Annotated in this window: 21 protein-coding genes; 6 read left to right on the forward strand and 15 right to left on the reverse strand. The window is 70.9% G+C overall.

Annotation, left to right across the window (positions count from 1 at the left end; translation table 11 throughout):
* Positions 1-8: 8 nt before the first annotated feature.
* The 6 genes from AB0J80_RS12625 to AB0J80_RS12650 form a co-directional block, all read right to left on the reverse strand.
* Positions 9-980, reverse strand: coding sequence for an ABC transporter permease (locus AB0J80_RS12625; protein ID WP_364704084.1), 972 nt, complete (start codon positions 978-980; stop codon positions 9-11).
* A complete protein-coding gene (locus AB0J80_RS12630; protein WP_364704087.1) occupies positions 973-1899 on the reverse strand; it encodes an ABC transporter permease in 927 nt (308 codons plus the stop codon). Before AB0J80_RS12630 ends, AB0J80_RS12625 begins: the two co-directional genes overlap by 8 nt.
* Positions 1900-2035: 136 nt before the next feature.
* A complete protein-coding gene (locus tag AB0J80_RS12635) occupies positions 2036-3679 on the reverse strand; it encodes an ABC transporter substrate-binding protein (protein WP_364704090.1) in 1644 nt (547 codons plus the stop codon).
* A gap of 437 nt (positions 3680-4116) precedes the next feature.
* Positions 4117-5736 (reverse strand): ABC transporter substrate-binding protein, encoded by a 1620-nt coding sequence (locus AB0J80_RS12640; RefSeq protein ID WP_364704093.1) that lies wholly within the window; start codon positions 5734-5736, stop codon positions 4117-4119.
* A gap of 67 nt (positions 5737-5803) precedes the next feature.
* A complete protein-coding gene (locus AB0J80_RS12645; RefSeq protein WP_364704095.1) occupies positions 5804-6469 on the reverse strand; it encodes a response regulator transcription factor in 666 nt (221 codons plus the stop codon).
* Positions 6466-7692 (reverse strand): PspC domain-containing protein, encoded by a 1227-nt coding sequence (locus tag AB0J80_RS12650; protein WP_364704471.1) that lies wholly within the window; start codon positions 7690-7692, stop codon positions 6466-6468. Before AB0J80_RS12650 ends, AB0J80_RS12645 begins: the two co-directional genes overlap by 4 nt.
* Positions 7693-7899: 207 nt before the next feature.
* On the opposite strand from AB0J80_RS12650, the gene AB0J80_RS12655 reads away from it, so the two are divergent.
* Genes AB0J80_RS12655 through AB0J80_RS12665 form a run of 3 tightly spaced genes read left to right on the forward strand, consistent with a single transcriptional unit; the run spans position 7900 to position 11134 of the window.
* Positions 7900-9492: a PspC domain-containing protein gene (locus AB0J80_RS12655; protein ID WP_364704098.1), complete on the forward strand. Its 1593-nt coding sequence runs from the start codon at positions 7900-7902 to the stop codon at positions 9490-9492.
* Positions 9489-9863: a hypothetical protein gene (locus tag AB0J80_RS12660; RefSeq protein ID WP_364704099.1), complete on the forward strand. Its 375-nt coding sequence runs from the start codon at positions 9489-9491 to the stop codon at positions 9861-9863. Before AB0J80_RS12655 ends, AB0J80_RS12660 begins: the two co-directional genes overlap by 4 nt.
* Before the next feature lie 26 nt (positions 9864-9889).
* Positions 9890-11134 carry a phosphatidylserine decarboxylase gene (locus AB0J80_RS12665; protein ID WP_364704101.1) on the forward strand — a complete coding sequence of 415 codons (1245 nt, stop codon included), beginning with the start codon at positions 9890-9892 and terminating at the stop codon, positions 11132-11134.
* A gap of 61 nt (positions 11135-11195) precedes the next feature.
* Here AB0J80_RS12665 and AB0J80_RS12670 read toward each other — a convergent pair whose 3' ends face one another.
* The 3 genes from AB0J80_RS12670 to AB0J80_RS12680 form a co-directional block, all read right to left on the reverse strand.
* The gene (locus AB0J80_RS12670) at positions 11196-12098 is read right to left on the reverse strand and encodes a CDP-alcohol phosphatidyltransferase family protein (protein ID WP_364704474.1); all 903 of its coding nucleotides are present in this window, start codon (positions 12096-12098) and stop codon (positions 11196-11198) included.
* A gap of 324 nt (positions 12099-12422) precedes the next feature.
* Positions 12423-13319 carry an NUDIX domain-containing protein gene (locus tag AB0J80_RS12675; RefSeq protein ID WP_364704103.1) on the reverse strand — a complete coding sequence of 299 codons (897 nt, stop codon included), beginning with the start codon at positions 13317-13319 and terminating at the stop codon, positions 12423-12425.
* A gap of 19 nt (positions 13320-13338) precedes the next feature.
* On the reverse strand, positions 13339-14286 hold the full coding sequence (locus AB0J80_RS12680; protein ID WP_364704106.1) for an NUDIX domain-containing protein: 948 nt from the start codon (positions 14284-14286) through the stop codon (positions 13339-13341).
* Between the two features lie 248 nt (positions 14287-14534).
* On the opposite strand from AB0J80_RS12680, the gene AB0J80_RS12685 reads away from it, so the two are divergent.
* Positions 14535-14885, forward strand: coding sequence for a PspC domain-containing protein (locus AB0J80_RS12685; RefSeq protein ID WP_364704108.1), 351 nt, complete (start codon positions 14535-14537; stop codon positions 14883-14885).
* A 102-nt stretch (positions 14886-14987) separates the two neighbouring features.
* Here AB0J80_RS12685 and guaA read toward each other — a convergent pair whose 3' ends face one another.
* The 3 genes from guaA to AB0J80_RS12700 form a co-directional block, all read right to left on the reverse strand.
* Positions 14988-16541 carry a glutamine-hydrolyzing GMP synthase gene (gene guaA, locus AB0J80_RS12690; protein WP_364704111.1) on the reverse strand — a complete coding sequence of 518 codons (1554 nt, stop codon included), beginning with the start codon at positions 16539-16541 and terminating at the stop codon, positions 14988-14990.
* A gap of 135 nt (positions 16542-16676) precedes the next feature.
* Entirely contained in the window at positions 16677-18359 is a 1683-nt protein-coding gene (locus tag AB0J80_RS12695; RefSeq protein ID WP_364704114.1) for a S8 family serine peptidase, read from the reverse strand.
* A gap of 107 nt (positions 18360-18466) precedes the next feature.
* Entirely contained in the window at positions 18467-20254 is a 1788-nt protein-coding gene (locus AB0J80_RS12700; protein ID WP_364704116.1) for a S8 family serine peptidase, read from the reverse strand.
* Positions 20255-20394: 140 nt separating this feature from the next.
* On the opposite strand from AB0J80_RS12700, the gene AB0J80_RS12705 reads away from it, so the two are divergent.
* The gene (locus AB0J80_RS12705; protein WP_364704119.1) at positions 20395-21486 is read left to right on the forward strand and encodes an LCP family protein; all 1092 of its coding nucleotides are present in this window, start codon (positions 20395-20397) and stop codon (positions 21484-21486) included.
* A gap of 80 nt (positions 21487-21566) precedes the next feature.
* The gene (locus AB0J80_RS12710; RefSeq protein ID WP_364704121.1) at positions 21567-22595 is read left to right on the forward strand and encodes a hypothetical protein; all 1029 of its coding nucleotides are present in this window, start codon (positions 21567-21569) and stop codon (positions 22593-22595) included.
* Here AB0J80_RS12710 and AB0J80_RS12715 read toward each other — a convergent pair.
* The 3 genes from AB0J80_RS12715 to guaB form a co-directional block, all read right to left on the reverse strand.
* Complete coding sequence (locus AB0J80_RS12715) at positions 22567-23928, reverse strand: M1 family metallopeptidase (protein WP_364704475.1); 1362 nt, start codon at positions 23926-23928, stop codon at positions 22567-22569. The genes AB0J80_RS12710 and AB0J80_RS12715 overlap by 29 nt on opposite strands.
* 88 nt (positions 23929-24016) lie before the next feature.
* Positions 24017-25135, reverse strand: coding sequence for a GuaB3 family IMP dehydrogenase-related protein (locus tag AB0J80_RS12720; RefSeq protein ID WP_364704122.1), 1119 nt, complete (start codon positions 25133-25135; stop codon positions 24017-24019).
* Between the two features lie 49 nt (positions 25136-25184).
* The gene (gene guaB / locus AB0J80_RS12725; RefSeq protein WP_364704124.1) at positions 25185-26672 is read right to left on the reverse strand and encodes an IMP dehydrogenase; all 1488 of its coding nucleotides are present in this window, start codon (positions 26670-26672) and stop codon (positions 25185-25187) included.
* Between the last annotated feature and the right edge of the window lie 36 nt (positions 26673-26708).

Below are 26708 nucleotides of genomic sequence, written 5' to 3' on the forward strand. Positions count from 1 at the left end.
GGGATCTCCTACCGGAGTTTCGGGTCGAGGGCCTCGCGGACGGCCTCGCCCAGCATGACGAAGGCCAGCACCGCCGTGACCAGGAAGGCCGAGGGGAAGAACAACAGGTACGGCGAGACCCGGATGTAGTTCTGCGCCTCGTTGATCATGATGCCCCAGGACACCACCGGTGTCCGCAGGCCGACGCCCAGGAAGGAGAGCGTGGCCTCGGCGCCGACGAAGGAGCCGATCAGGATCGTCGAGTACACCAGCAGCGGGGCCAGGCAGTTCGGGATCAGGTGCTTGAAGATGATCCGGCCGGGGCCGGCACCCATGGCGCGGGCCGCCACGACATAGTCGGCGTCGCGCACCGCCAGGACCGACGAGCGCATGATCCGCATCGACACCGGCCAGGTCAGGATGACCAGCGACGCCACGACGATCGCCATGATCGCCCAGGAGCCGCGGTTGCTGCCCGGACCGTTGAAGGTGAACAGGATGACGATCGCGCCGAGCACGAACGGGATGCCGGAGAAGACCTCGCCGAGCCGCGAGATGACCCCGTCCAGCCATCCGCCGCGGAATCCGGCGATGACGCCCATCATCCCGCCGAGCAGCACGGTGCCGAGCGTGGCGGCGAGTGACACGACGATGGAGGCCCGGGCGCCGTAGATGGCTCGTGCGTACACGTCGCGACCCTGCACGTCGTAGCCGAACCACGCGTCCGCCGACGGACCGACGCGGCTGCGGGAGAGCACACCTTCGGTCGGACTGGCCGACGTGAACAGCGACGGCCAGACGGCCATGAGCACGAAGAGCAGGATCAGCGCGGCCGAGACCCAGAACAGCGGTTTGCGCCGCAGGTCACGCCATGCGTCGCTGAGCAGGCCGCGCGGCTTGTCCTTCTTCGCGGCGGAACCACCGGGCTCGACCGGGTTACCGACGGTCGGCTCGGCGGACGGCGGCGAGGTGACGAGCGAGCTGGGCAGCGGATCATTCATAGCGGATCCTCGGGTCGAGCGCGGCGTACAGGAGATCGACGAGCAGGTTCGAGAGCAGGTACACCAGAACGAGGATCACGACGATCGAGACGACGGTCGCGCCCTCCTTCGTGACGATCGCGCGGTACACCTCGCGGCCGATCCCGTTGATGTTGAAGATGCCCTCGGTGACGATGGCGCCGCCCATGAGCGCGCCCAGGTCGGTGCCGAGGTAGGTGACCACCGGGATCAGCGAGTTGCGCAGCAGGTGGACACCGACCACGCGCTTCATCGGCAGGCCCTTGGCGATCGCCGTCCTGACGTAGTCGGACCGGCGGTTCTCCGCGATGCTGGTCCGGGCGAGCCGGGCGATGTACGCCATCGACGCGCTGCCCAGCACGAAACCGGGCACGATCAGCTCGCCGATGCTCGGCGGGTTGGACACCGTCGGCTTGATGATGCCGAGGTCGACGCCGAGCCACTTCTGCAGCAGGAAGCCGAGCACGAAGATCGGCAGCGCGATCAGGAAGAGCGAGGTGACCAGGACCAGGTTGTCCAGGAAGCCGTTGCGGCGCAGCCCGGTCAGCACGCCCGCGATCAGGCCGATCACCGCTTCGATGACCAGCGCCACGAACGCGAGCTTCATGGTGTTCGGGTACGCGGCCGCGATGAGGTCACCGATCTGCCGGCCGCCGAAGGTCTGGCCGAAGTCGCCGGTGAGCAGGCTCTTCATGTAGGTGAAGTACTGCACGATGACCGGCTTGTCGAGGTTGAACTTCTGCGTCATGAAGTCGACGTACGACTGGGGGCACGGGCGCTCGCCGCACTTGCCGGCGAAGGGATCGCCGGGGACTGCCCAGACGAGGTAATAGATGAGGAAGGTGGTCCCGAAGAAGACGGGGATGAGCTGCAGCAGCCGCCTCAGCACGTATCGGCCCATGGATGTTTCTCCTGGAAGGGGCGTGGTGACGCCCATGACGAACCCGGAACCCGCGGGGGTCGGCGTGATTCCGGCATGAGAAGAACTCAGGTCCGGTCCACCCCTTGGAGGGTAGACCGGACCTGAGTAATCCGCCTTACTTGAGCTGGACCGAGGAGAGGTCGATCTCTCCGACGTTGGTGGTCTTCACTCCGGTGACGCGGTCCGAGACGCCCGACTGCTGGGTGACGTCGAACATCGGGATCGCCGGCACCTCCTGGTCGATGATCTTGGTCGCCTCGGCGAACTTCGCGTGCGCCGCGTCGACGGAGGGAGCCGCGGTGCCCTCCTTGTAGAGCTTGTCGACGTCCTTGTTACTGAACAGACCGTCGTTCGACGAACCACCGGTGACGTACAGCGGGCCGATCCAGTTCTCGACGTCCGGGTAGTCCTGCTGCCAGCCGGCGCGGTAGATGCCGGTCATCTTGTGGTCGTTGATCTGCTGGCGGAAGACCGCGAAGGTCGGGATGCCCTCGGCCCGGGCGTTGATGCCGAGGTTGGTCTTGATGCTCTGCGCGGTCGCCTCCATCCACTCCTTGTGGCTGGCGTCGGCGTTGTAGTAGAGCACCAGCTCACCGGTGAAGCCACCGGCGGCCTGCAGCGCCGCCTTGGCCGCCGCGGGGTCGAACTTGCACACCGTGCAGTCGTTGTCGGTGTGGCCCGGGGCGAGCAGGCTGGACCAGCTGGTGGCCGGCTTGCGGGTGTTGAAGAAGATCTTCTCGGCGATCTCGGCGCGGTTGATCGACAGCGAGATGGCCTTGCGCAGGTTGGCGTTCTGGAAGCGCTTGTCGTAGAGCGGGATGCCCAGGATCTGCATGACCGGGATCTTCGCCTCGATGGCGCGGTCGCCCAGGTCGGCCTTCCACTTGTCGCCGGCCAGCGAGGAGACCGGGATCTGCTGCTGGAAGTCGAGCGTGCCGGACACCAGGTCGTTGTACGCCGCGGTGTCCTCCTGGTACATCTTGACCGTGACGTCCTTGATCTTGACCTTGTCGTCAAGGTTGTAGTCGTCGAAGCGGGTCAGCTTGATCTCGACGTTGTCCTGCCACGACACGAACTTGACCGGGCCGTTGCCGATCGGCTTCTTGCCGAACGCCTCCGGCGTCTGCGTGAAGAAGACGTCCGGCAGCGGCATGAACGCGCTGTAGCCGAGCTTGGTCGGGAAGATCGAGAACGGCGCCGTGAGGGTGACCTGGAAGGTCGTGTCGTCGATGACCTTCAGACCCGACATCGTCTTGGCCTTCGGCTCCGGGGCCTTCTGCGGGCCGTCGCCGTCCGGGTCCTCGGTGTGCACGTCGGTGAAGCCCGCGATGTCGCTGAAGAAGGAGCCGTTCTGGGCACCGTTCGGCGAGTAGGCGGCCCAGTTCCAGGCGTCGACGAAGTTCTTCGCCTTGACGACGGTCCCGTCGTGGAACTTCGTGTCCGGCTTGATCTTGATCGTGTAGACCTTCGAGTCCGTGGTCTTGATCTCCTGGGCGACCGCGTTCTGCGGGGCGCCGCCGTCGTTCGGGTACTGGACGAGACCGGTCCACATGAAGTCGATGATCTTGCCGCCACCGGTCTCGGTGGTGTTGGCGGGAACGAGACCGACCTCGGGCTGAGTGCCGTCGATGGTGATCGCGCCGTTGGCGGTGTCACCGCTGGCCTTATTGGTGTCGCCGTCGCTACCGCTACAGCCGGCCGCCACGAGCGCGACGGCGGTGGTCACGGCGACCACGCCCGCCCGCTTCGAGACTCTCATTGTCCAAGGCCTCCTCTAGATTTTTCTACCTTTTGGGTTCGTTCGGAGCATTCGCGCGCCCGCCACCCTCCGGCTTATGCCGTCCGGTTGACTGCGAGCTGTCGCCGGCCACGTCTCCGTACCGTTCGACTTCGGTGGGGTCGCCCGGTAGACCACGACGGCCGGCGGGCTTCTCTCGGACGAGTCGCGCGGGCGGGGCGCCATTGACGGCGATGCACGTGCAGACTCGCACAAGTCGCAGCCGCGCGAGGTCGAAGCAACTCTGACACCCGCCCGCCATCCACGGAAAGGCGTGTTATCAACCCGATACCCGGCGCGAACCCCTGATCGCCGGTACCCCCCGCCTGCCGACCATGTCGGCCCCGCCGGTTCGCCCCTCTGCGCGGCTTTTACCCGGCGATCGCGCACGACGGAACTCCCTTACACGGCGCAGGTCGTCACTTCAAACCGATTTTGAGCAGATTGATCCGCTGAGTGGAGTCTATTACGACGTTGGTCACCCTTTGGGAGTGGCCATACACGTTCTGCCCGAAAAACAGCGGGATGATCGGCATATCTTCGGCGAGAATCTTCTCCGCCTCCCGCCATTCCGCCACCGCGGCGGACGGCGTGGAAGCGGCCGAGCCCTCCGCCACCAGGCTGTCGAACGCGGGGTTGGTGTACCCATGGATGTTCATCGAGCCGCCGGTGCCGTAGACCGGGGCGAGATAACTCTCCATCAGCGGATAATTCATGGTCCAGGTCATCCGGGTCAGGTCGCCGCGCCGGCTCTCCGCGTCGACCAGCACCTCCGAGACGCTGTCGCGGCCCGCCGCCGTGCAGCCGGCGCCGAGCGCGGTGGTGATCTGCCGGCAGAGCTCGTCGATACCCGCTTCGTAGCCGCCGGCCCGGTGATAGGCGATGGTGATCGCCGCAGGGCCGCCCGCGGCCGTGTACAGCGCCTTGGCCTTGGCCGGGTCGTAGGCGCAGTACACACACGTCTTCGCCCGGTAGCCCGGGACCACCGGTGAGACGAAGGCCGCCGCCGGAGTCTCCGCACCGTGGAACAGCTGTTCGGCGAGCCGGTCGCGGTCGATCGCCAGCGACAGCGCACGCCGCACCTCCCGCTTGGCGAACTCGGGTCGCTGCACGGGCAGCCCCACGAAGGTCAGCCGGGAGTTCGGCGAGGTGACCAGGCGGTCGCCCAGGCGCCCGCGGGCGTCGGCGATCCGGTTGACCGGAATCTCGGGCTGCACGTCCAGGTCGCCGGCCACCAGGTCGTCGTACGCGTCGCCGAGGTCACGGTAGATCTTCCAGGTCACCGCGCCGATCTGGGGCGCCGTGCCGGGGAACCCGGCGACGCGGGTCATCTTGATCTCGTCGCCGCCGTCCAGCGCTCCGCTGAGCCGGAACGGCCCGTTGCCGACGATGGTGCGTTCGTATTCCTTCGCCAGCACACCGGGCGCGCTGAAGGCCGCGTGCGGCAGGGGGTAGAACGCGGGGCCGTTGAGCGTCGAAGCCCAGCCGGCGAAGGGACCGGACAGCGTCACCTTGAAGGTGGTGTCGTCAACCTTCCGCAGGCCGCGCAGGGTACGGGCCTTCGGGGCCGGCGCCGCCTGCGGCCCGTCGGGCCCGTCCGGGTCACGCGACTGCAGGTCGGCGTAGCCGTCGATGCGTTCGAACGACGATCCACCGCTCTGCTGATGGGGACCGTAGGCACCGAAGTTCCAGGCGTCGATGTAGTTGTCCGCCGTCACGGGCTCGTCGTTGTGGAAGCGGAAGCCCGGCTTCAGCTTGATCGTCCACACCCGGGCGGCCGCGTCGGGGGTGACCGACTCGGCGGCTGCGGGCACCGGTGCGCCCTTCTCGTCGAACGTGACCAGCGGATAGAAGAGCGCGTCCAGGACCTGGCTGCCGCTCACGTCGAGCGTGTCCGTGGGAAGCAGGCTCCGCGGCGCACCGATGCCGATCACCACGTCGTCGCCGGGCGCATCGTCCGACCCCCCGGTGCACCCGGAGGTCACCAGAAGCACGAACGCCATCACCGACCAGGCAGTCCGTGAACCTCTGCGGCGCATGGACAACTCTCCCTTCGACGCGAAGGGCCCCATCTTGCCACCCGGTCGGATGGCCCTGCAGCGACCGTCAGACCAGCCGTCGGTCCGCCGCCCATCTCGACAACTCGTAGCGGTTCGACATCTGCAGCTTGCGCAACACGTTCGACACGTGGGTCTCCACCGTCTTGATGGAGATGTACAGCTCCTTGGCGATCTCCTTGTACGCGTACCCGCGCGCGAGCAGGCGCAGCACCTCCCGCTCCCGGTTGGTGAGCTGATCGAGCTCCGGATCGGCCACCGGGACGTCCGGACGGGCCGCGAAGGCGTCCAGCACGAAGCCGGCCAGCCGAGGGCTGAACACCGCGTCGCCGTCGGCCACCCGCTTGACCGCCGCGGCGAGCTCGTCCGGGCTGATGGTCTTCGTGACGTACCCGCGGGCGCCGGCCCGGATCAGGCCGATCACGTCCTCCGCAGCGTCGGACACCGACAGCGCCAGGAACTTCACCTGCGGGTGGGTACGCCGCATCGCCTCCAGCACGGCCCGTCCCCCGCCCTCCGGCATGTGCACGTCGAGCAGGACGACGTCAGGGGTGGTCGCGGCGATCCGGCTCACCGCCTCGGACACGGAGCTCGCCTCGCCCACCACCTCCACGTGGGCGCCCAGCTCGGCACGCACGCCGGCCCGGAACATCGCATGGTCGTCCACGAGGAAGACGGTGAGGCGGCGGCCCTCGTCGGTCACGGGCTCGGTCATCGTGCGTTCTCCTTTCCGGCGGAGACGCTCTCGCGCGAGGCGGGCAGCGTCAGGCGTACCTCGGTGCCGTCCCCGGGCGCGCTGCGGATCACGGCCTTGCCGCCGTGCCGCTGCATGCGCCCGATGATCGAGCCGCGTACGCCATGCCGGGTATCTTCCACCCCGTTCGGATCGAAGCCCGCGCCGCGGTCCCGCACGAAGACGCTCAGCTCGGCGTCCTCGACCTCGGCATACAGCGAGACGGTATTCACCCCCGCGTGCCGGGCCGCGTTGACGAGCGCCTCACGGGCCGCGGCCACGAGCGCCGCCACCCGCTCGTCACACTGCGTGTCGCCGACGATGACGGCCTCGACGGAGATCGCGTACGTGTCCTCGACCTCCGCGGCCGCCTGCTCGAGCGCCGCGCCGAACCGCTCGGTCGGCGACGCCGTCGGCTTGTAGAGCCAGTTGCGCAACGAGCGCTCCTGCCCACGGGCGAGGCGCTGGACCTCCTTGATGTCCGTGGAGTTGCGCTGGATGAGGGCGAGCGTGTGCAGCACCTGATCGTGGATCATGGCCGCCACCTCGGCGCGCTCCTGCTCCCGGATGCGGCCCTCGCGCTCGCTGCGGAGCTGGCTGAACGTACGCCACAGCAGCGGCGCCACCACCACCCCGACGCCGAGCAGGCCCACGAAGGCGAAGATCACGCCGTTGAAGACGGTCGCGAGGTTGCCCTTCGGCAGGAAGACGAACAGCACGCCGATGACCCCGACGGCGACCAGGACGCCGCCGCCGATGAACCGGAACACGAACGAGCGCCGGTCACTCTCCGCCACCACGGCGGCCAGCCACGGGGCCTGCGAGCCGTCCGTCCAGTTGCCCCGGCGGGTGGGGTCGGACTGGTGCCAGATCACGCCGGCACCGACCGCGATCACGGCGACCAGCCAGCCGGCCGTACCGGCGCCGCCGTTGTCCTGGAAGAGCAGGCCCTGCAGCAGCACGACGCCGAGGCCGATCGCGCCGAACGGCAGCAGCAGGGCCAGGTCCCGGTGCGGCTTGGCCGCGCCGGTGGGCAGCTGCTGCGGCAGCACGGCCCAGAACACGGCGTAGAGCAGCAGGCCCAGCCCGTTGAAGGCGAGCAGCAGGACCAGGGCGATCCGGACCACCGTCACGGAGACGCCGAGGTGGCGCGCGATCCCGGACGCGACACCGGCGATCACGCGGTGGTCGCGCGGCCGGTACAGGCGGCGCGTCGGCGGTGGTACGGCGGTGGCGGTGATCGCTCTGCTCCTCGGCTCGGGGCCCGCTAGTGGGCCGGTTCGATCGTCACACGTCCGCCGTGTGCCCTGCTACGGGGAAAGTCCCCCATGGCGGGCGCCCCGGGATCTCAGGGTGGCCTCAGGGTCGGTGCCTGAGGCGGGCCGGGTGTCCGTACCGCCAGTATCGAAGCCATGACCGACGAAGCTGCCCAGTCCCGCGAAGCTGCCGGGTCGTCGCAGGACGCACCGGCACCTTCGACCGCTCCCCCGCCGGCAAGCGAGATGCCGCCGGCCAGTGAGATGCCGCCGGCCAGTGAGATGCCGCCGGCCGGCGACATGCCGCCGGGATACGGCCCGCCGCCGCCTCCCCCGGACGACGTTCCTCCCGGCGCGCCCCCGCCGCCGTGGTTCGGCGCTCCGGACGGGCCGTCCTTCTCCCGCGAGAAGCTGGTCCGGCCCCGCAGCGGCCGCTACGTCGCCGGCGTGTGCGGCGCGATCGGCCGGGCGACCAACACCGACCCCGTGCTCTGGCGCGTGCTGCTGGCCGTCCTCGGCTTCTTCGGCGGCGTCGGCGTGTTGATCTACCTGGCCGGCTGGTTGCTGATCCCCGCCGAGGGCGACACCGCCTCCCCGGTGGAGTCCCTGCTCGGCCGGGGCCGCTCGGGGATGGCGCCGATGTCGGTGGTCCTGCTCGGTGCCGCCGCAGCGCTGTCGTTCGCCTTCGTCGTGCAGGACGGCTTCCGGGCGGCGCTGCTCGCGGCCGTCGTCCTGGTCTGCGGGGCTCTCGTGCTCCGGAAGTCGAACAAGCCCGGCCCGGTTCCGGCCACGGATCCCTGGGCCGCCACCGCGACCTTTCCCCAGCCGCCCCCGACGGCTCCGGGCCCGCAGCCGGCTCAGGCGCCCGCGGGCGGTCCGGCGCCCGCCGCGGCACCGGCCGGCGAACCGGTGACCGCGCCGCTGCCCCCCATGCCGCCGGCCCCGTCCACCTCGTCCGCGCCCCCGGCGCCGCCCTGGCCGCCGGCACCGCCGAAGTTCGAGCCCCCGAAGGGTGGTTACCGGCCGCCGTTCGCCCCGCACGGCCCCTGGGCCGGGCAACCGCACGGCCCGTGGCACCAGGGCACCCCCTGGCAGCAGGCCGCCGGGCAGCCGCCGCACGGGGCGAAGCCGCCCCGGCCGCCGAAGCCGCCGCGCGAGCGCTCCAAGCTCGGCCGGATCACCTTCTTCGCGCTCGTCGTGGTGATGGGCGTGCTGGCCATGGTCGACGTGGCGGGCGGGTTCGTCCCGGTGTCGGGCTACTTCGCCGCCGCCCTGGCCACGATCGCGCTGGGCCTGCTCGTCGGGGCGTGGTTCGGCCGGGCCCGCGGGCTCATCTTCCTCGCGATCCTCGCCACGATCGGCCTGGGCATCTCCACCGGCGTGGAACGCTTCGGCGGGGAGTTCGCCAACAACACGTACCGGCCGCAGACGATCGCCGCCGTGGCCGACCGGTACGACTTCTCGGTCGGCAACGCCACACTCGACCTGCGCGCCCTCGACTTCACCGGGCAGAACCAGGCGGTCACCATCGCGATGAGGTACGGCCAGGTCAGGGTCCTGCTCCCGGACGCCGTCGACGCCACGACGAGCGTCACCATGGACGACGGCCGGGCGGTGCTCTACGGCCGCGAGATGACCGGCAACCTGAACATGCAGGGCGTCTCCGACCTCGGCCCGGACGGCAAGGGCGGCGGCACGCTGCAGCTGACGATCCAGATGAACACGGGCAACGTGGAGGTGACCCGATGAAGCCGCACCGTACCGACGGCATCTCGCTGAGCTTCGGCCTCATCTTCGCGCTGGTGGCGCTCTGGTGGGCGATCTCGCAGGTGGTCGAGCTCCGCCTGCCGGCCTTGGGCTGGCTGGTCGCGGGCCTGCTGATCTTCTTCGGGGCCGTCGGGCTCCTCGGGGCGATCCGCTCCGGGCGCCGCGCCGAGGTGCCCGGGCCGGTCGTCGCGGAGGCCCAGGTCGAGACGCCCGGCGACCTGCCGCCGGACCTGCACGCCGACATCGTCCGGGAGCTGCTGGACAACCCGGCGGAACGGATCGACCTGCCGCCGGCGCCCCCGGCCGCCACGCACACGGACACCAAGCCGGACGTCCTCCGGCCGCAGGACTGACCGGACCGGGCAATATGCTCTTGCCCATGACGCCGTTTCCCTCCGTGTCCACCGCCCCTGTGACCGGCGTCGGCCCCCGCGCCGCGCGCAGCCTCACCGCCGAGTTCGCCCGCCACAACGAGGCGACGACCGCGCTGGTGATCGGCGCCGACCACTCCTCGGCCGTGGTGGCCGCGGCGGTCGAGGCCCTGCTCCCGGGCGACACGCTGATCCTGGTGGCGGGCGAGCGCAGCACGGCCGACCTGCTCCGCGACCACATCACCGGCCTGGGCAGCTGGGTCGCCGACCGGGTGCGGATCGTCGACTCGCTCGCCGACGCGGAGCCCGCCGACGTGGTCGTCCTGGGCGAGCCGCTGACCGGTACGGCCGAGGAGACCCGCGCCGTCCTGGACGGCCTGAGCAAGTACCTGGCGGACGGCGCGGTCGTCTCCGTGGCCACGCCGGCGGCTCCCGGGCGTACGGGCGGGGCGGCCGCCGAGCTGTTCCGGCAGAGCGCTCTGTTCGGAGTCGGCTCGGACCTCGTCGTGCGCAACCAGCCGCCGCTGCGCATCCACAAGCTGCGGTTCACCCAGGCGGACACCGCGAAGGCGGCCCGGCTGGCCCCGGCGTACCGCCCGTCGAGCGTGCCGGTGACGCGCAGCATGCACATCGACTCCAACGGGGTGGCCGCCGCCGGCATCGCGCTCGGCCTGGCCGCGCTGGCCCGGTCGGTCCGCCCCTCGTCCAAGCTGTGGCTGGTACCGGCCCTGGCGGCCGCGCCCGTCGCCGCCTTCTTCCGCGACCCGGAGCGCGACACCCCGGACGACCCGAAGGCGGTCGTGGCGGCCAGCGACGGCAAGGTGCTGTCCGTGGAGCGCCTCACCGACGAGCGCCTCGGCGAGGGCGAGTTCCTGCGCATCGCCGTGTTCCTGTCGGTGCTCGACGTGCACGTGAACAGGGTTCCCGTGGCGGGCCGGGTGACGGACTACTTCGTGATCGACGGTGGCTACGCCAACGCCATGACCGCGGCGGCCGAGCACAACGTCGCGGCGTACACGGTGCTCGACACCGACCACGGCACGGTGGGCGTCGTGCAGCGCACCGGGCTGATCGCCCGCCGCATCGTCCAGCGCACGCCCGTCGGCACCCTGGTGGCGCGGGGCGAGCGGATGGGTCTGATCCGCTTCGGCTCCCGCACCGACGTCTACCTGCCCGCCGACAAGGCGGACGCCACGGTCACCGTGGGTGAGAAGGTCATCGGCGCCAGCTCGGTGATCGCCCGCTGGCGCTGACGCCCGCGAAGACGACGAAAACCCCCACCCGGCGCAGGTGGGGGCTTTCGGACGTTCCGAGTCAGACGCGCTTGGCGCGCAGCCACATGACCGGCCCGCTGCACAGGTAGGCGCCCACGACCAGCACGAAGGTCAGCCGAGCGTCGACCAGCGCACCCACGATCGGCAGCAGCCACAGCCACGGCGGCAGCTTCACGACCCGGGCGAGCTTGGCATACGGGAAGCTGGACACCATCGCGAAGCCGAGCACCGCCACCCCGCCGAGCATCACGACGCCCGGCAGCGGCAGCCCGATCAGCACCGTCAGCGCCAGCACCGCGGCGGCCATCGTCGTCGGCACGCCGGAGAAGAACTTGCCGTCCTTGGGTGAGACGTTGAACCGTGCCAGCCGGATGGCCGCGCAGCCCGCGACGAGCATGCACGCCACGGCGGCCGCGGCCGTCGGGACGGTGTGCGCCAGGGACGCGTAGACCACGACCGGCGCGGCGAGGCCGAACGAGCACATGTCGGCCAGCGAGTCCATCTGGGCGCCGAACGGGCTGGAGACGCCCAGCCGGCGGGCCAGGGCGCCGTCGAGGCCGTCGAAGGCCACGCAGGCGACCAGGCAGCCCGCGGCCAGCCGGGTGTCGCCGTGCATCGCCAGGAAGATGGCCAGCAGGCCGAGGCCCAGGCTGGCCAGGGTGCACGAGTTGACCAGGGCGAAGCTGATCCGGCGGCGGACCGTGTGCTCGCCCGGCAGCAGGGAGTCGGAGACGGCCTCGACGACGGCCACCGGGGCCGCGGCGGCCGGGCCGTGGCTGCCCGAGGTCGCCACCGTACGGCCGCGCCCGGCGTACGGGACGAGCTCCGTGCCGGTGTAGATCACCTCTGCCCGGGTAGCGGTGGCCGCCCGGCCCGCGTCGGCGGATCGGCGTCCCACCCGCACCAACAGGGCCTGCCGGGCGAGACTTCCGCCGCGGCGCAGCCGGCCTGCCCAACGACGTCCGGCGGGACGGGGACTATCCGTCGTACGACGCCGGCGCCAAGGGGTTCTCGGCACGTGCTCCTCCATCTTGGGGTCGGTATGCCCGCCGGCTTCGGCCGTCGCGGGGTGCTGCCCATCGCCCGTACGTCTACGGACCGTGATTAAGGCGGGTTACACGATCGCACAGCCGCGCCCTCTTGGCGAGATGCGAATCGACCGTCGTGTGCAACATCGTTCTCTGGAGTTTTCATTCCTCCGCCGGGGCGAGGAGGCACGCACACTGCCTGGCCCTGTGACGAGTCTAACCGAGGCCGGGCAACCCGATCACTGATGAGCCCCTTCCTCCGCGAGCCGTCGCAGCGCCGACGCGGCGACCTCGGTCAGAGGAAGGTCACCCGCAGTGATCTGGTCGAACCAGCCCGCCGCCGCCGTGGAACCCCCCGCGTCCTCCGTCACCACAGGTTCTGTCGGCCGATCCACCGAAACCCTGAACAGGACGCGGACGACGTGCCAGTCGACGGGCACACCCTCCGGGCCGACGGCCGCCGGGTCGTGCCGGTGCGAGGTCCCCACCAGGCCCGTCACCCGTCCGTGTTGTCCGGTTTCCTCGACCAGCTCGCGGGCGAGCGCGACCTCGGGCAGCTCACCGTGGTCGGTGCCGCCACCGGGCAGGTGCCAGAGCCCGGCTCCCGGATAGCCGTTCGCGATCCGGGTGAGCAGGATGCGGCCGTCCGGGTCCGTCACGATCCCGTACGCCCCGAAGCGCTGGTTGCCGCGCACAGCCGGCTCCGCCGGGTCGGGATGCACCGCGGAGGTCTCGGCGGGCAGCCCGAGCACACCGGCGGTGAACGGCATGAGCGGCTGCTCGCCGGGCACGACCCAGGCCACGCGGTCGGTCGTACCCGAGGCCTCGTCGCGCAGGTCTCCCCCGACGATCTCGACGTCGTAGATGATCCGATCGGTGTGTTCCCACGTATCGGTGTGCGGAAGGCGGAAGACGTCGGCGGTCACCGAGTGGAGGCCCGTGATGCGCACCTGCAGGCCGGTCTCCTCGGCGAACTCCCGGACGACGGTGTCGTCCGGGTCCTCGCCCTGCTCCACGCCGCCCCCGGGCAGGGTCCACAGGCCCGGGAACGCCGACAGCGGGGAGTTGTGGGCGAGCAGAGCCCGTCCGGCGGTATCGCGGCAGAGCCCGTACGCTCCGATTCGTCTGACCTTCACGGCTACCAGGTTAGGGACCTCAGAGCAGCCCGGCCGCCTGAAGGGCCTCGGCGGTCACCTCGGTGAGCCGGTCCGCCGGGAGGGCGGCGACGTCCTTGAGCGCCATCCAGCACGCCTCGGAGGTGGAGCCGCCGACGTCCTTGACGGTCACCTCGGTGGGCGCGTCGACGAGGACCCGGTAGAAGGCCCGCACGCCGTGCCAGTCGATCGGGTAGCCCTCCGGGCCCAGCGAGGCCGCGTCGCGGTGGCTGGCCACACCGAGGAGCTCGACGAGCCGGCCCTCCTGGCCGGTCTCCTCGACCAGCTCGCGGATCAGGGCGGGGCCCGGCTGCTCGCCGTAGTCCGTCCCGCCGCCGGGCAGGTGCCAGCAACCCTCGCCCGGATAGCCCGGGGCGATGCGGGTCAGCAGCAGGCGGTCGTGGGGGTCGGTGGCTATCGCGTACGCGGCGAAGCGCTGCGCGCGATGCAGCCCGTCCGGGCCGGGATAGGCGTAGAAGGACGGGAAGTCGGGGACCTCCTCGGGGCGCAGGTCGGCGCTGGCCGCGGGCAGCCCCAGCGCGGCCGCCGTGAAGGGCCGCAGCCGCAGCTCCTGGGCCTCCTCGAGGGTGTGCCACCGGGCGATGTCGGTCGGCTGGCCCACCCGGTCGATGAGGTTGCCACCGCGGACCGAGACCTCGTAGATGAGGCGGTCGGTGTGGATCGTGACGCCACGGTGGGGCAGGGATCGCATGTCGGCCAGGACGTCGCGCAGCCCGGTGACGGCGACGGACAGGCCGGTCTCCGCGGCGGTCTCGCGGACGACGGTGTGGTTCGGGTCCTCGCCGTGGTCGACGGCGCCGCCGGGCAGCGACCACACGCCGGGGGTGCCCGAGCGGGTCGAGGCACGGACGAGGAGGACGCGGCCGTGGGGATCGGCCGCGACGGCATAGGCCGCAATCCTGCGGAGCGGTTCCAGTGCGGGGGTCACGGGCGGCATCTTGCCCGGTTTATGTTAACTCCAGGAAACGACTGTCGGATTCCTGACAGGGCGATAGCGGTCAGTAACCGCAGTTCAGGGCCATTCTCCGCACTGAGCGCAGCAAGTATGTAACACACAGCAATCTCGACCCATCGACGAGTGTGAACGGCCCCGGACGGGACCCCGGGACCGGAATCAGGGTCGGACTCCGGGCGTTCACCGAGGCCACGGGACGCGGAAAAGCCGACTCTGGAGACATGACTGATCCGACCGTCGCCCCGTACCGGCAACTCCGCCGTCCCCTCGACGACCGCATCGTGGCGGGCGTCTGCAGCGGCCTCGGCCGCTACCTCTCCGTCGACCCGGTGCTCATCCGGGTCGGCTTCGCCGTCGCCGCCGTGCTGACCTGGGGCACCGCGCTGCTCGCGTACCCGGTCATGTGGTTCCTCATGCCGGAGGAGCCGGGCCCGGCCGTCCCGCCTTGGCGCGACCCCGCCGACCCCGCATGGGGTCAGGCCCACCCGCCCGCCGGCCCGTCCTACGCCGCCACCGCCTCCGACTGGTCCCCGGCCCCGGCCGCACCGACAAGCACGCCGCCGGCCGCATGACAGCGGCCGGCCCGGGCTCCTCGGCCCCCGACCGCAGACAGACCCGGGAACGCCGCTGGGCCGCAGCCCGATCGGCTGCGGCCCAGCGATGCGACTGCGGGATCATTCCCACTCGATGGTGCCCGGCGGCTTGCTGGTCACGTCGAGGACGACCCGGTTCACCTCGCGCACCTCGTTCGTGATCCGGGTGGAGATCCTGGCGATGACGTCGTACGGCAGCCGGGACCAGTCCGCGGTCATCGCGTCCTCGCTGGAGACCGGCCGCAGCACCACCGGGTGGCCGTACGTGCGGCCGTCGCCCTGGACGCCGACGCTGCGGACGTCCGCGAGCAGCACGACCGGGAACTGCCACACGTCGCGGTCCAGTCCCGCCGCCGTCAGCTCCTCGCGGGCGATCAGGTCGGCCGCGCGAAGCACGTCGAGGCGGTGCCGGTCGACCGCGCCGATGATGCGGATCGCCAGGCCGGGCCCCGGGAACGGGTGGCGCTGGACGATCTCCTCGGGCAGGCCGAGCTCCGCGCCGAGCGCCCGTACCTCGTCCTTGAAGAGTGTCCGGAGCGGCTCGATGAGGGCGAACTGCAGGTCCTCGGGAAGGCCGCCCACGTTGTGATGCGACTTGATGTTGGCCGTGCCCGTGCCGCCGCCCGACTCCACCACGTCGGGGTAGAGCGTGCCCTGCACCAGGAACTCGATGTGGCGTTCGGCGTCGAGCTCCCGGGCGGCCGCTTCGAACGTACGGATGAACTCCCGCCCGATGATCTTCCGCTTCTGCTCGGGATCCGTGACGCCGGCGAGGTGGCCGAGGAACTGGTCGGACGCGTCGACCACCTTGAGGCGGATGCCGGTGGCCGCGACGTAGTCCTTCTCGACCTGCTCGGCCTCGCCCGCGCGCAGCAGCCCGTGGTCGACGAAGATGCAGGTCAGCTGGTCGCCGACGGCCTTGTGCACCAGCGCCGCCGCCACCGCCGAGTCGACGCCGCCGGAGAGACCGCAGATGACCTGCTTGTCGCCGACCTGCTCACGGATCGCGGCGACCTGGTCCTCGATGATGTTCGTGGGCGTCCAGGTGGGCTCGATGCCGGCGATGTCGTACAGGAACCGCTGAAGCATCTCCTGGCCCTGCTGGGTGTGCGCCACCTCGGGGTGGAACTGCACACCCGCGCGCCGGGACACGAGGTCCTCGAACGCCGCCACGGGCGCGCCGGCCGACGACGCCGTGACCGCGAAGCCGCTCGGGGCCTCGGTGACCGAGTCACCGTGGGACATCCAGACCGGCAGGTCGGCGGGCAGCTCCCGGAGCAGGGTTCCGGCCTCGGAGGCCGGGGAGAGCACGGTACGCCCGTACTCACGCGCGCCGGTGTGCGCGACCGTGCCACCGAGCGCCTGTGCCATCGCCTGGAAGCCGTAACAGATGCCGAAGACGGGCACCTCGTTGGCGAAGAGCGCCGGGTCGAGCACCGGGGCGCCGGGCTCGTACACACTGGACGGTCCGCCGGACAGGATGATCGCTGCGGGGTTCTTGGCGAGCATCTCGGCGACCGGCATCGAGTGCGGCACGATCTCCGAGTAGACCCGCGCCTCGCGGACCCGCCGGGCGATCAGCTGGGCGTACTGGGCGCCGAAGTCGACGACGAGAACGGGGCGCGGTGTGCTCACGACGTCGCCTCGCTTCGCTCCCCGACGCCGCGAGGCACGAGTGCGCTGTATCTGATGATTCCCTCGCGTTGCTCGGTCATGGACGGCGAGTTTACCGGCGTCCCGGCCTCACCTCCGGGGGTGGGGCGGCCGCTGTCAGCGGGACCACGTCCGCGTGGGGGCGTACGAGACGTTGCCGGCCCGGTCGTACGCGCGGACCCGCACCGAGATGGTCCTGCCGAACCTCGGCGCCGGGACCGCGAACGTGTGCCGCGACGCCCCCGAGCTCCGCACCACCTTGCCGTTGACCAGCAGTTCCATGCGGCGGATGCCGTTGCGGTCGGTGGACACGGCGGTGAGCTGGCCGAGCCGGGCCGAGGTGATCCTCACGGCCGGGCCCCAGTTGTCGACCGTGACCCGGCGCGTGGCGGTCGCCACGTTGCCGGCGCGGTCGTACGCCCGTAGGCCCAGCGCCACGTTGCCGCCGCGGCCCGCCGACCGCCAGGAGAACGCATAGGGGGCGGTCCGGTCGATCCCCACCACGACGCCGTCGGCGAGGAGCTCGACCTTCGCGATGCCCTGGTCGTCGGCGGCGCGGGCGGACACCGAGACGGTGCCTCGCACCAGCGCCGAGCCGGACGGGGTCAGGAAGGAGGTGGCCGGCACCACCTTGTCGTCCGCGACCGGCAGCGAGGCGAGGGCGGCCACCGCGTCGACCCGGCCGGACGACGTGGGGACCCAGGATCCGGCGATCCGGTCCGCGGAGGAGACGAGCGCGGAGCGGATGACCGCGCTGGTCGGCGCGGGGGTCGACGAGGCGAGCAGGGCCGCGACGCCCGAGGCGAACGGCGTCGCCGAGGACGTGCCGCAGAACTGGCCGACGACGCCGTCCAGTCCCTGAGCCGGGTTGCAGCCCGGCGCGGCGATGTCGACCCAGCTGCTGCCGTAGTTGGACCACTCGTAGCGGGTGTCGCCCGGCGTCGAGGCGCCGACGGCGATGACCGCCGGGATCGCCGCCGGGTAGTGCGGTGCCGCGCTGCCCTCGTTGCCGGCGGCGGCGAGGACGACCACGCCCTTGCCGGCGGCGTACGCGACGGCGTCCCGCAGCACCCGGCTGTCGTCGGCACCGCCGAGCGAGAGGTTGATGATGTCGGCACCCTTGTCGGCCGCCCAGCGGATGCCCTCGGCGATGTCGCTGTAGGTGCCCATGCCCTTCGCGTTCAGCACCTTCACCGGCAGGACCTTGCAGTACCAGCAGATGCCCGCGATCCCGACGCCGTTGTTGCCGGAGCCGGCGATGACGCCCGCGGTCATGGTGCCGTGACCGTTGTCGTCGGTGGCGTTGCTGTCGTCGTTGACGAAGTCGTAGCCGGCCAGGAGGCGGCCGGAGAGGTCCGGCAGGGCCTTCACCCCGGTGTCGACCACGGCGACGACGACACCGCCGCGTCCGCGGGTACGGTCCCAGGCGGCGTCGACGCGCGTCTTCGTGATACCCCACTGCCCGCTGTACGCCGGGTCGTCGGGCGTGGTCGCGGCGATGCTGGCGAGGTGGTCCTGCTCCACGTACGCGACCGACGGGTCGGCCCGCAGCGCGTCCGCGGCCTCGGCCACCTGCCCGGCGGGTACGTCGACCGCGACGGCACCGGTCAGCGACTCGCTCGCCACCACGTCGACGGAGTCCTCGAGCTTGTCGACGACCTGGGCTTCCTTCGCCGGGTCGGCGCCCACGCGCAGGCCGACGACGAGCGAGACCGGCGTATCGGCGGCGGCTGCGGCGCCGCCTCCGGTCAGGGCGATGCCGCCCGCCAGCAGGCCCACGGTGACGAAACGCAGAAGCATGACCCCACCGTCGGCGCGACCGTTGGCGGAAGCCGGATCGGCCAGGTTGCATTCGGGTAGCGAGAAGCCCCCGCCGGCAGCGCACGGCGGGGGCTTCTCGGGGTGGTTCAGCGCTTGTAGGTGCGCGTGGCGTCGTACTTGATGTTGCCGGCCAGGTCGGTCGCCCGGACCTGGACCTTCATGCCGGAGGCGTAGCTGGAGGCCTTGAAGCTGAAGTTGTAAGGCGCGGTGGTGTCGGTCTGCCTGACCTTGCCGTTGATCAGCATCTCGACCCGGCGGAGCCCGTAGGTGTCCGACGCGGTCGCGGTCAGCTTCACCGTGCCGGAGACCTTGGCGCCGTTCGCCGGCCCGCTGGTGATCTTCACCGTGGGCGGGGTGTTGTCGGCGATGACCGAGCGCTTGAAGACCGTCCGGTTACCGGCCTTGTCGTACGCCCGGAGCTCCAGCTCAGCCTTGCCGTTGCGGCCCGCGGTGTCCCAGACCAGCTCGTACGGCGCGGTGCGGTCCTGGGTCTTGTACTTACCGTCGACGTACAGGTCGACGTTACGCACACCGGACCAGGCGTCGCCGATCCCGGTGGTCTTGACGGTCACCTTGCCGCGCACGCGCCAGTTCTCACCCGGGCTGGAGATTCCGCCGATCGTCGGCGGCGTGGCGTCCGTGCCGATGGTCAGCGCCTTGGCGGCGTCGAGCATGCCGTACTTGGTCCAGCCGGTGTTGCCGGCCAGCGGCCGCGCCGAGGTGAGCAGCGCGCGCTGCAGCGACCAGCCGGTGTACGACGGGTGGACCGTCTTGATGAGGCCTGCCGCCCCGGCGACCATGGGCGCCGCGAACGACGTCCCGGCCTCGCCGGTGTGGTAGTTGCCGAAACGGTCCATACCGGACACGATGCCGGGGGCTGCCATGTCGACCCAGCTGTCGCCGCTCTTGTTGTAGCTGGAGAAGTCGGCACGCGCGTCCGACTCGCGAGCGGTGGCACCCACGGCGACCACGTCCGGGTACGCCGCCGGGTACTGCTTCGTGGTCGCCTGCGACGTGCGGCCCGCGTTGCCGGCCGCCGCGACGACGAGGACGCCCTTCAGGTTCGCGTACGAGACCGCGTCGGCGAGGACCTTGCTGGAGGCGGTGCCGCCCAGCGACATGTTGATGATCTTCGCGCCGGCGTTCGTCGCGTACACGATGCCCTTGGCGATGTTGCTGTCGTAGCCGCCGCCGTTCTTGTCCAGCACCTTGACCGGGATGATCGCGCAGCTCCAGCAGCCGCCCGCCATGCCTTGGCCGTTGTTGCCGCGGCCGGCGACGAGCGAGGCGACCGTGGTGCCGTGGCCGTAGTCGTCGGCGGTGTTGGTGTTGTTGCTGACGTAGTTGTAGCCGGCGAGAACGGCGCCGGTCAGGTCGCCGGTCTTGGCCACACCGGTGTCGAGGACGGCGATCTTGACGCTCGCGGCGCCGGTCGTGGTCTCCCACGCGGCCGGGAGCTTGACCTGGTCGACCTCGGGCTGGTGACCCTCGGTGTAGAACGGGTCGTCCGGCGTCAGGTCGTACGCCTTGCGCACGTGGTCGACCTGCACGTACTTGACGTTGGGGTCGCTCTGCAGCGCGGCGATCACCCGGTCCTTGCGCCCCGGCGAGACCTCGAGGGTCCGCGCGCGCAGCTCCGACATGGCGTGCTGGGCCGGGCCCGAGGCGTCGACCGAGCGGACGCCCATCGTCGAGACGGTGCGCAGCGGGGCCTCGGTGTCCGCGTCGGCCTTGAGGCCGACGACGAGCCGGACGGGCTCGGCCGGCGCCTCCTCTGCGAGGGCCCAGGTCGACACTCCGGCGGTCGCGGCGACGACCGTGGCCGAGAGCGCTCCGACGACGACGCGTCGTGAGACGAGCTTCATGTAGGACATGCCTCCCCGTGGATCGACCGCCGCCTCGGCGAATCGCGCCGGTCAGCGTACGGGCGATCTTGTTTTTGTCCATGCCCCGTTCCAAAAGACGAGAACCCTGCGTCATTGAGCAGCTCGTTACCGTCGCCTACTGTTCCAACATGCGGACTAAACGGGGCGTGTGGATCATCGTGGCCGCCGTGGCGGTGCTCCTGGCGGCCGGAACCGGGTTCGTTCTCACCCTCCGCAGCGACTCCGGCGAGCCCACGGCGGCCCCGGCGCCGAGCACTCCCGCACCGAGCGCGGCCGCCCCGTCGGCCAGCACGGCCCCGCCGGCCGGCGCCGACATCACCGGCCCGTTGGACCTGTTGCTGATCGGCGTCGACACCCGCATCAGCATCCCGGACTGGCAGCCGCACGCCGACGCCATCATGCTGCTGCACGTCGGCGCGGACCTGCGGAGCGGCTATCTGTACTCGCTGCCGCGCGACCTGCGGGTCGACGTTCCCGCGTTCGCGCGCAACGGCTACCGCGGCGGCCGGCACAAGCTCACCGAGGCGATGAGCTACGGCGCGAAGGTCCCCGGAACGGACAAAGCGAACGTCGCGCAGGGGTACGAGCTGCTGGCCCGGACGATCTCCCGGTACACCGGCATCGAGAAGTTCGACGCCGGCGCGATCCTCACGTTCAACGGCCTCAGCAAGCTGACCGACGCCCTCGGCGGCGTCACCATGACGATCGACCAGAAGGTGGTGTCCCAGCACCGCCGCCCCGACGGGACCGCCCGCACCCTGCGCCCGGGTGGCGGCGGCTATGTGGGACCGCAGGCCACCTACCTTCCCGGCACCCGGCGGCTGGTCGGCTGGCAGGCGATCGACTACGCGCGGCAGCGCTACACCGCAGGCGGCGACTACACCCGGCAGCGGCACCAGCGGCAGCTCGTCAAGGCCCTGCTCACCAAGGCGGAGGACGCCGGTCTGGCGACCGACCGGAGCAAGCTCGAGTCGGTGCTCACGGCGCTGGGCGACACCCTGGTCTTCTCCGGGGAGCGCACGCCGCTCGAGTACGCGTACGCGCTGCGCGAGCTGAGGCCGTCGCAGCTGACCTCGGTGAGCCTGCCCGGCCGATCCGTCTTCAACGGCGGGTACATCGGCGAGCAGCTCGACGCGAGCGGGCGGGCGTTCCTCAAGGCGGTGGCGACGGGCGACCCGGCCTCGTACCTCGCGAAGCACCCGGACCTGATCAGCAAGTAGCCGGCTCGATACTACGGTTGACGTTATATGTCAGCGGACGTAGTGTCTCCGGCCATGCAGGAGATCCTGGGAGCGACGCGGTGACCGCCGGGGACGCGCGACGGTACCGCCGGCTGATGTGGGCGTACCCCGGCCCCTACCGCCGCCGGCACGGCGTGGAGATCGTCACGACGCTGCTCGAGATGGCAGAGTCCGGGGATGGCCGGCCCGCCAGGGCCCAGATGCTGCATCTGGTGCTGTGCGGCATCCGGCAGCGGTTCCGGCTGCCCGCCCGGCGGCCGTTCGCCGTCCTCGCGGCCGTGCTCACCGCGATCGCGGTCGGCGCGCTGGGCACCGCCGGCGGCACCTGGCTGGGATGGCGGACGGCCACACCCCTGCCCTCCGACGGCGACCTGCGCGCCCTCGCCGCAGCCGCGGCCGGCACCGACCCCTCCAGGGTCGCGGCCTACCCCTCGCAGACGGCGATGAAGGGCCCGAGCACGGCCCTGCGGACGACCGTTGCGACGCCCTACTCCGCAGAGCGCCTCCGAGCCGCCTTGACCTCCGACGGCTGGCGTATCACCAGGTTCGCCGAGGAGACCGGTGCAGTCACCGCCGGAACCGCCGACGACCCCTTCGGCGCATGGACTCCCCTGAAGCGCATCGGGTTCGCCGCCGAGAAGGACGGGCTGTCGCTGGAGGGCGACAGCTGGACCACGATCGGCGGGGACGACGACCAGACCGACGCACGAGTGGGCCTGTGGGCGGTCGAGCCCGCGGCCGTGCGCCCCCTGACGATCGCCGGGCTGCTGGCCGGCCTGCTCACCGGCTGGCTCATCACGGCCGCCCTCGCCGACCGGATCCGGCACGGCCGCCTGGCCACCCGGCGGATGGTCGCCCTGCTGGGGGCGACAGCGCTCGCCGCGGCGGCCGGTCCCGCGGTCGCCCTCTACGACGGCATGTACCAGGTCCTGTCGTACGACAGCGGTGCGGGAGCGTACATCGTGGACAGTCTCAGCAGCCGACTCCCCGCGGGCCTGGTACCGACCGGGATCGGCGTCGGCCTCCTGGTGCTGGTCGCGGCGGCCGCGATCACACACCTCAGGGTTGCGGCGGGGCGGTCGTGCTGAACAGCCAGGTCTGGAAGAAGTCGCCGAGATCCTTACCGGAGACCTGCTCGGCCGCCGTGATCAGATCGTCGGTGGTGGCGTTGCCGTCGCGGTGGTCTGCCGGGAACTTCTTCAGCAAGGCGAAGAACGCCTCGTCGCCGATCGTCCTGCGCAGGGCGTGCACCACCATCGCACCGCGCTGGTAGACGGCCTCGCCGAAGATCCGGTCCGCGCCCGGGTCGCCGGTCGGCACCTGCCAGTCGAAACCCCGGTAGGCCCGGTCGAACGCCTGCTGGGCGGTCCGCTCACCGGTGTGTTCCTGCCAGAGCCATTCCGCGTACGTGGCGAAGCCCTCGTTCAGCCAGATGTCCTGCCAGCGCTCGAGGGCCACGCTGTCGCCGTACCACTGGTGGGCCAGCTCGTGCGCGACGACCGTGGGGTTGCGGCTGGTGCGGAAGAAGACGTTGCCGTAGACCGGGCGGGACTGGGTCTCCAGCGCGTACCCGACCCGGGCGTCGTCGATCACCACCCCGCCGTACGCGTCGAACGGATACGGTCCGAACTGCGTGGCCAGGAAGTCGGCGATCTCGCCGGTCCGGGCCAGGGACCGGGCAGCGGGACCGTTCGCGGGCAGCGACTCGGGAATCGCGATGATCATCGGCTTGCCGGCGTGGGTGCTGCTCGTGATGCGGTACTGGCCGATGACCACTGTGGCCAGATAGCTGGCCATCGGCTTCTGCTCGCTCCAGCGCCACGTTGTCCAGCCGCCGGCCGTCGCGCGCTCCCCCGGCACCCCGTTGCTGATCGCCTCGACGCCCTCGGGGACCGTCATCGCCAGCTTGAAGGTCGCCTTGTCCTTCGGATGGTCGTTGACCGGGAACCAGGTGCTCGCGGACTCCGGCTGGCCCAGCGCGAAGCCCCCGCCGTCGGTGCGCAGCCAGCCGCCGACGCCGAGCGCGTCGTTGTTCAGCGCCTCCGGTACGCCGGAATACTCGACCACGACGGTGAACGCCTTGCCCTTCGCGATGCCGGCGGCGGGGGTGACGACCAGCTCGTTCTTCTCCGCCCGGCCGGTGGCGGCCTGCCCGTCCACGGTGACCTTGCCGGCGGCGAGGTGGGCCAGGTCGAAGTTGAGGCTGGACAGATCCTGCGTCGCGGTCGCCGTCACGGTCGCGCTGCCGGCGAGCTTCCCGCTCGCCGGGTCGTACCGCAGCTTCAGGTCGTACCCGGCGACGTCGTAGCCACCGTTGCCGTACGTCGGGAAGTACGGGTCACCGGCACCGTCCGCACCCGGCGCGAAGCTGTCCTTCTGTGTGGGCGGCTGCCCCTTGTCGTCGCTGCAGCCGCTCAGCATCAGCACAGCGACTGCCGCCGCCGCGATCACCACCCGCATCGCCACTCCCCCCGTGCCCGTAGCCACGACCCTACGGGGGACGGCCGCCTCACTTGTCGAGGACGAGGCCGACCTTCTGGAATTCCTTGACGTCGTGGTAGCCGCACTTCGCCATGGCACGCTTGAGTCCGCCGAAGAGGTTGAGCTGACCGTCCGGGCGGTCGGCGGGCCCGTAGAGGATCTCCTCGAGGGTGCCGTCCGGCTCGCCCGCGATGCAGAAGCCGCCGCGCGGCAGGCTCGGGTGGCTGGCCGCCGAGTGCCACCAGGCGCCACCCGCCGGGGCGCCCTCCGCCAGCGAGAGCGGCTCGCCCAGCATCACCGCGTCGGCACCGCAGCCGATCGCCTTGGCGATGTCACCGGACGTCTGGATGCCCCCGTCCGCGATCAGGTGGACGTAGCGCCCGCCGGTCTCGTCGAGGTAGTCGCGGCGGGCCGCGGCAGCGTCGGCGATCGCGGACGCCATCGGCACCCGGATGCCCAGCACCGTGTCCGTTGTGGACCACTCGTCCGCGCCGACGCCGACGATCACGCCGGCTGCGCCCGTACGCATCAGATGCAGTGCGGTCTTGTAGTCCGTGCACCCGCCCACGATGACCGGCAGGTCGAGGTCGGCGATGAACTCCTTGAGGTTGAGCGGCTCGTCCGTTGTGGACACGTGCTCGGCGCTGACCAGGGTGCCCTGGATGACCAGCAGGTCCACGCCGGCGTCGAGGATCACCGGGGCGAGCGCCAGGGTGTGCTGCGGGGAGACCCGGACGGCGACGGTGACGCCGCCCTCACGGATGGTCTTGACCCGCTCGGCGATCAGCTCGGGGCGGATCGGCTCGGAGTAGACCTCCTGGAGACGCTTGGTCGCGTCGGCCTCCTCGTCGAGCGAGGCGAGCTCCTCCAGGATCTTGGTCGGATCCTCGTAGCGGGTCCACAGGCCCTCGGCGTTGAGCACCCCGAGACCGCCGAGGCGGCCCAGGGCGATCGCCGACGCGGGGCTCATGGTGGCGTCCGACGGATGCGCGACGCAGGGGATGCGGAACGGGTACGCATCCACCTTCCAGTCGGTGGACACGTCGTCCACGTCCCGGGTGCGGCGGCTCGGGACGATCGCGATGTCGTCCAGGTGGTAGCCGCGCTGGGCGGTCTTGCCGAGACCGATCTCCACCACGTCGCGCATGGCAGCAACCTTCATTCGTTGTGTGGGCGGTGGGTGGGGCGGTTGGAGGTTACCGGGAGTGGTAGTTCGGGGCCTCGACGGTCATCTGGATGTCGTGCGGGTGGCTCTCCTTGAGACCCGCAGCGGTAATCCTGATGAGCTGACCGCGCTCCTGCAAGTCCGCAATGGTCTCCGCGCCGGCGTAGCCCATCGACAGGCGCAGCCCGCCGACGAGTTGCGCCATCACCCGCGACAGCGGGCCACGGTAGGGCACCTGGCCCTCGACACCCTCCGGCACCAGCTTCTCCTCCGGCACGTCGTGCTGGAAGTAGCGGTCCTTGGAATACGACTTCGCCTGCCCGCGCGACTGCATGGCGCCCAGCGAGCCCATGCCACGGTAGGACTTGAACTGCTTGCCGTTGACGAAGATCAGGTCGCCCGGGCTCTCCTCGGAACCGGCGAGCAGACCGCCGAGCATCACCGTCTCGGCGCCGGCCACGATCGCCTTCGCGATGTCGCCGGAATACTGGATGCCGCCGTCCGCGATCACCGGCACCCCGGCCGGCCGGCAGGCCCGGGCCGCTTCCATCACGGCGGTGATCTGCGGTACGCCGACGCCGGCGACGATCCGGGTGGTGCAGATCGCGCCGGGACCGACACCGACCTTCACCGCGTCGGCGCCGGCCTCGACCATCGCCTTGGCCCCCGCGTACGTGGCGACGTTGCCGCCCACGATGTCGGTGACGGTGTCCTTCTTCAGCCGCGCGATCATGTCGAGCACCTGGCGCTGGTGACCGTGCGACGTGTCGACGATGATCACGTCCACGCCCGCGTCGATCAGGCCCCGCGCCCGCTTGTACGACTCGTCGCCCACGCCGATCGCGGCGGCGACCCGGAGCCGGCCCTGCGCATCCTTCGTCGCGTTCGGGAACTGCTCGCTCTTCGTGAAGTCCTTGACGGTGATCAGTCCGCGCAGCCGGCCACTGTCGTCCACGAGGGGAAGCTTCTCCACCTTGTGCCGCTGCAGCAGCGCCAGCGCGTCGTCCTTGGAGACGCCCACCGGAGCGGTGATCAGCGGCGACTTCGTCATGACGTCGCGCACCTTGGCGCTGTCGTCGGTGACGAACCTCATGTCACGGTTGGTGACGATACCGACGAGCGTGCCGTCCGCGTCGACCACCGGCACACCGGAGATGCGGTACTTGCCGCAGAGCGCGTCGACCTCGCGCAACGTGTCGTTCGGGCTGCACGTGACCGGATGCGTGATCATCCCGGACTCCGACCGCTTCACCAGATCGACCTGGGCGGCCTGGTCCTCGGCGGAGAGGTTGCGGTGCAGCACGCCGATGCCGCCCTCGCGGGCCATCGCGATCGCCATCCGCGCCTCGGTGACCGTGTCCATGGCCGCGGACAGCAACGGGATGGACAGCTCCACGTTGCGGGTCAGCCGTGTGATCGTGTTGACCCGGCTCGGCACCACGTCCGATTCGCCGGGCTGGAGCAGGACGTCGTCGAACGTCAGGCCGAGGGGAACCGTGCGCGCGGAGTCAGTTTCCACAGATCATCCCTAGAGAAGAGGCGGAGTGTTACATCC

Source organism: Actinoplanes sp. NPDC049548, assembly GCF_040676695.1.
Classification (GTDB): domain Bacteria; phylum Actinomycetota; class Actinomycetes; order Mycobacteriales; family Micromonosporaceae; genus Actinoplanes.

What these genes read in the sequence shown, in the direction of transcription:
- AB0J80_RS12635 (WP_364704090.1), bottom strand. Translation starts at nt 3,679, where the DNA reads ATGAGAGTCTCGAAGCGGGCGGGCGTGGTCGCCGTGACCACCGCCGTC.
- AB0J80_RS12700 (WP_364704116.1), bottom strand. Translation starts at nt 20,254, where the DNA reads ATGTCCTACATGAAGCTCGTCTCACGACGCGTCGTCGTCGGAGCGCTC.
- AB0J80_RS12645 (WP_364704095.1), bottom strand. Translation starts at nt 6,469, where the DNA reads ATGACCGAGCCCGTGACCGACGAGGGCCGCCGCCTCACCGTCTTCCTC.
- AB0J80_RS12625 (WP_364704084.1), bottom strand. Translation starts at nt 980, where the DNA reads ATGAATGATCCGCTGCCCAGCTCGCTCGTCACCTCGCCGCCGTCCGCC.
- AB0J80_RS12685 (WP_364704108.1), top strand. Translation starts at nt 14,535, where the DNA reads ATGACTGATCCGACCGTCGCCCCGTACCGGCAACTCCGCCGTCCCCTC.
- AB0J80_RS12640 (WP_364704093.1), bottom strand. Translation starts at nt 5,736, where the DNA reads ATGCGCCGCAGAGGTTCACGGACTGCCTGGTCGGTGATGGCGTTCGTG.
- AB0J80_RS12720 (WP_364704122.1), bottom strand. Translation starts at nt 25,135, where the DNA reads ATGCGCGACGTGGTGGAGATCGGTCTCGGCAAGACCGCCCAGCGCGGC.
- AB0J80_RS12715 (WP_364704475.1), bottom strand. Translation starts at nt 23,928, where the DNA reads ATGCTGAGCGGCTGCAGCGACGACAAGGGGCAGCCGCCCACACAGAAG.
- AB0J80_RS12705 (WP_364704119.1), top strand. Translation starts at nt 20,395, where the DNA reads ATGCGGACTAAACGGGGCGTGTGGATCATCGTGGCCGCCGTGGCGGTG.
- AB0J80_RS12660 (WP_364704099.1), top strand. Translation starts at nt 9,489, where the DNA reads ATGAAGCCGCACCGTACCGACGGCATCTCGCTGAGCTTCGGCCTCATC.
- AB0J80_RS12695 (WP_364704114.1), bottom strand. Translation starts at nt 18,359, where the DNA reads ATGCTTCTGCGTTTCGTCACCGTGGGCCTGCTGGCGGGCGGCATCGCC.
- AB0J80_RS12655 (WP_364704098.1), top strand. Translation starts at nt 7,900, where the DNA reads ATGACCGACGAAGCTGCCCAGTCCCGCGAAGCTGCCGGGTCGTCGCAG.
- AB0J80_RS12665 (WP_364704101.1), top strand. Translation starts at nt 9,890, where the DNA reads ATGACGCCGTTTCCCTCCGTGTCCACCGCCCCTGTGACCGGCGTCGGC.
- AB0J80_RS12630 (WP_364704087.1), bottom strand. Translation starts at nt 1,899, where the DNA reads ATGGGCCGATACGTGCTGAGGCGGCTGCTGCAGCTCATCCCCGTCTTC.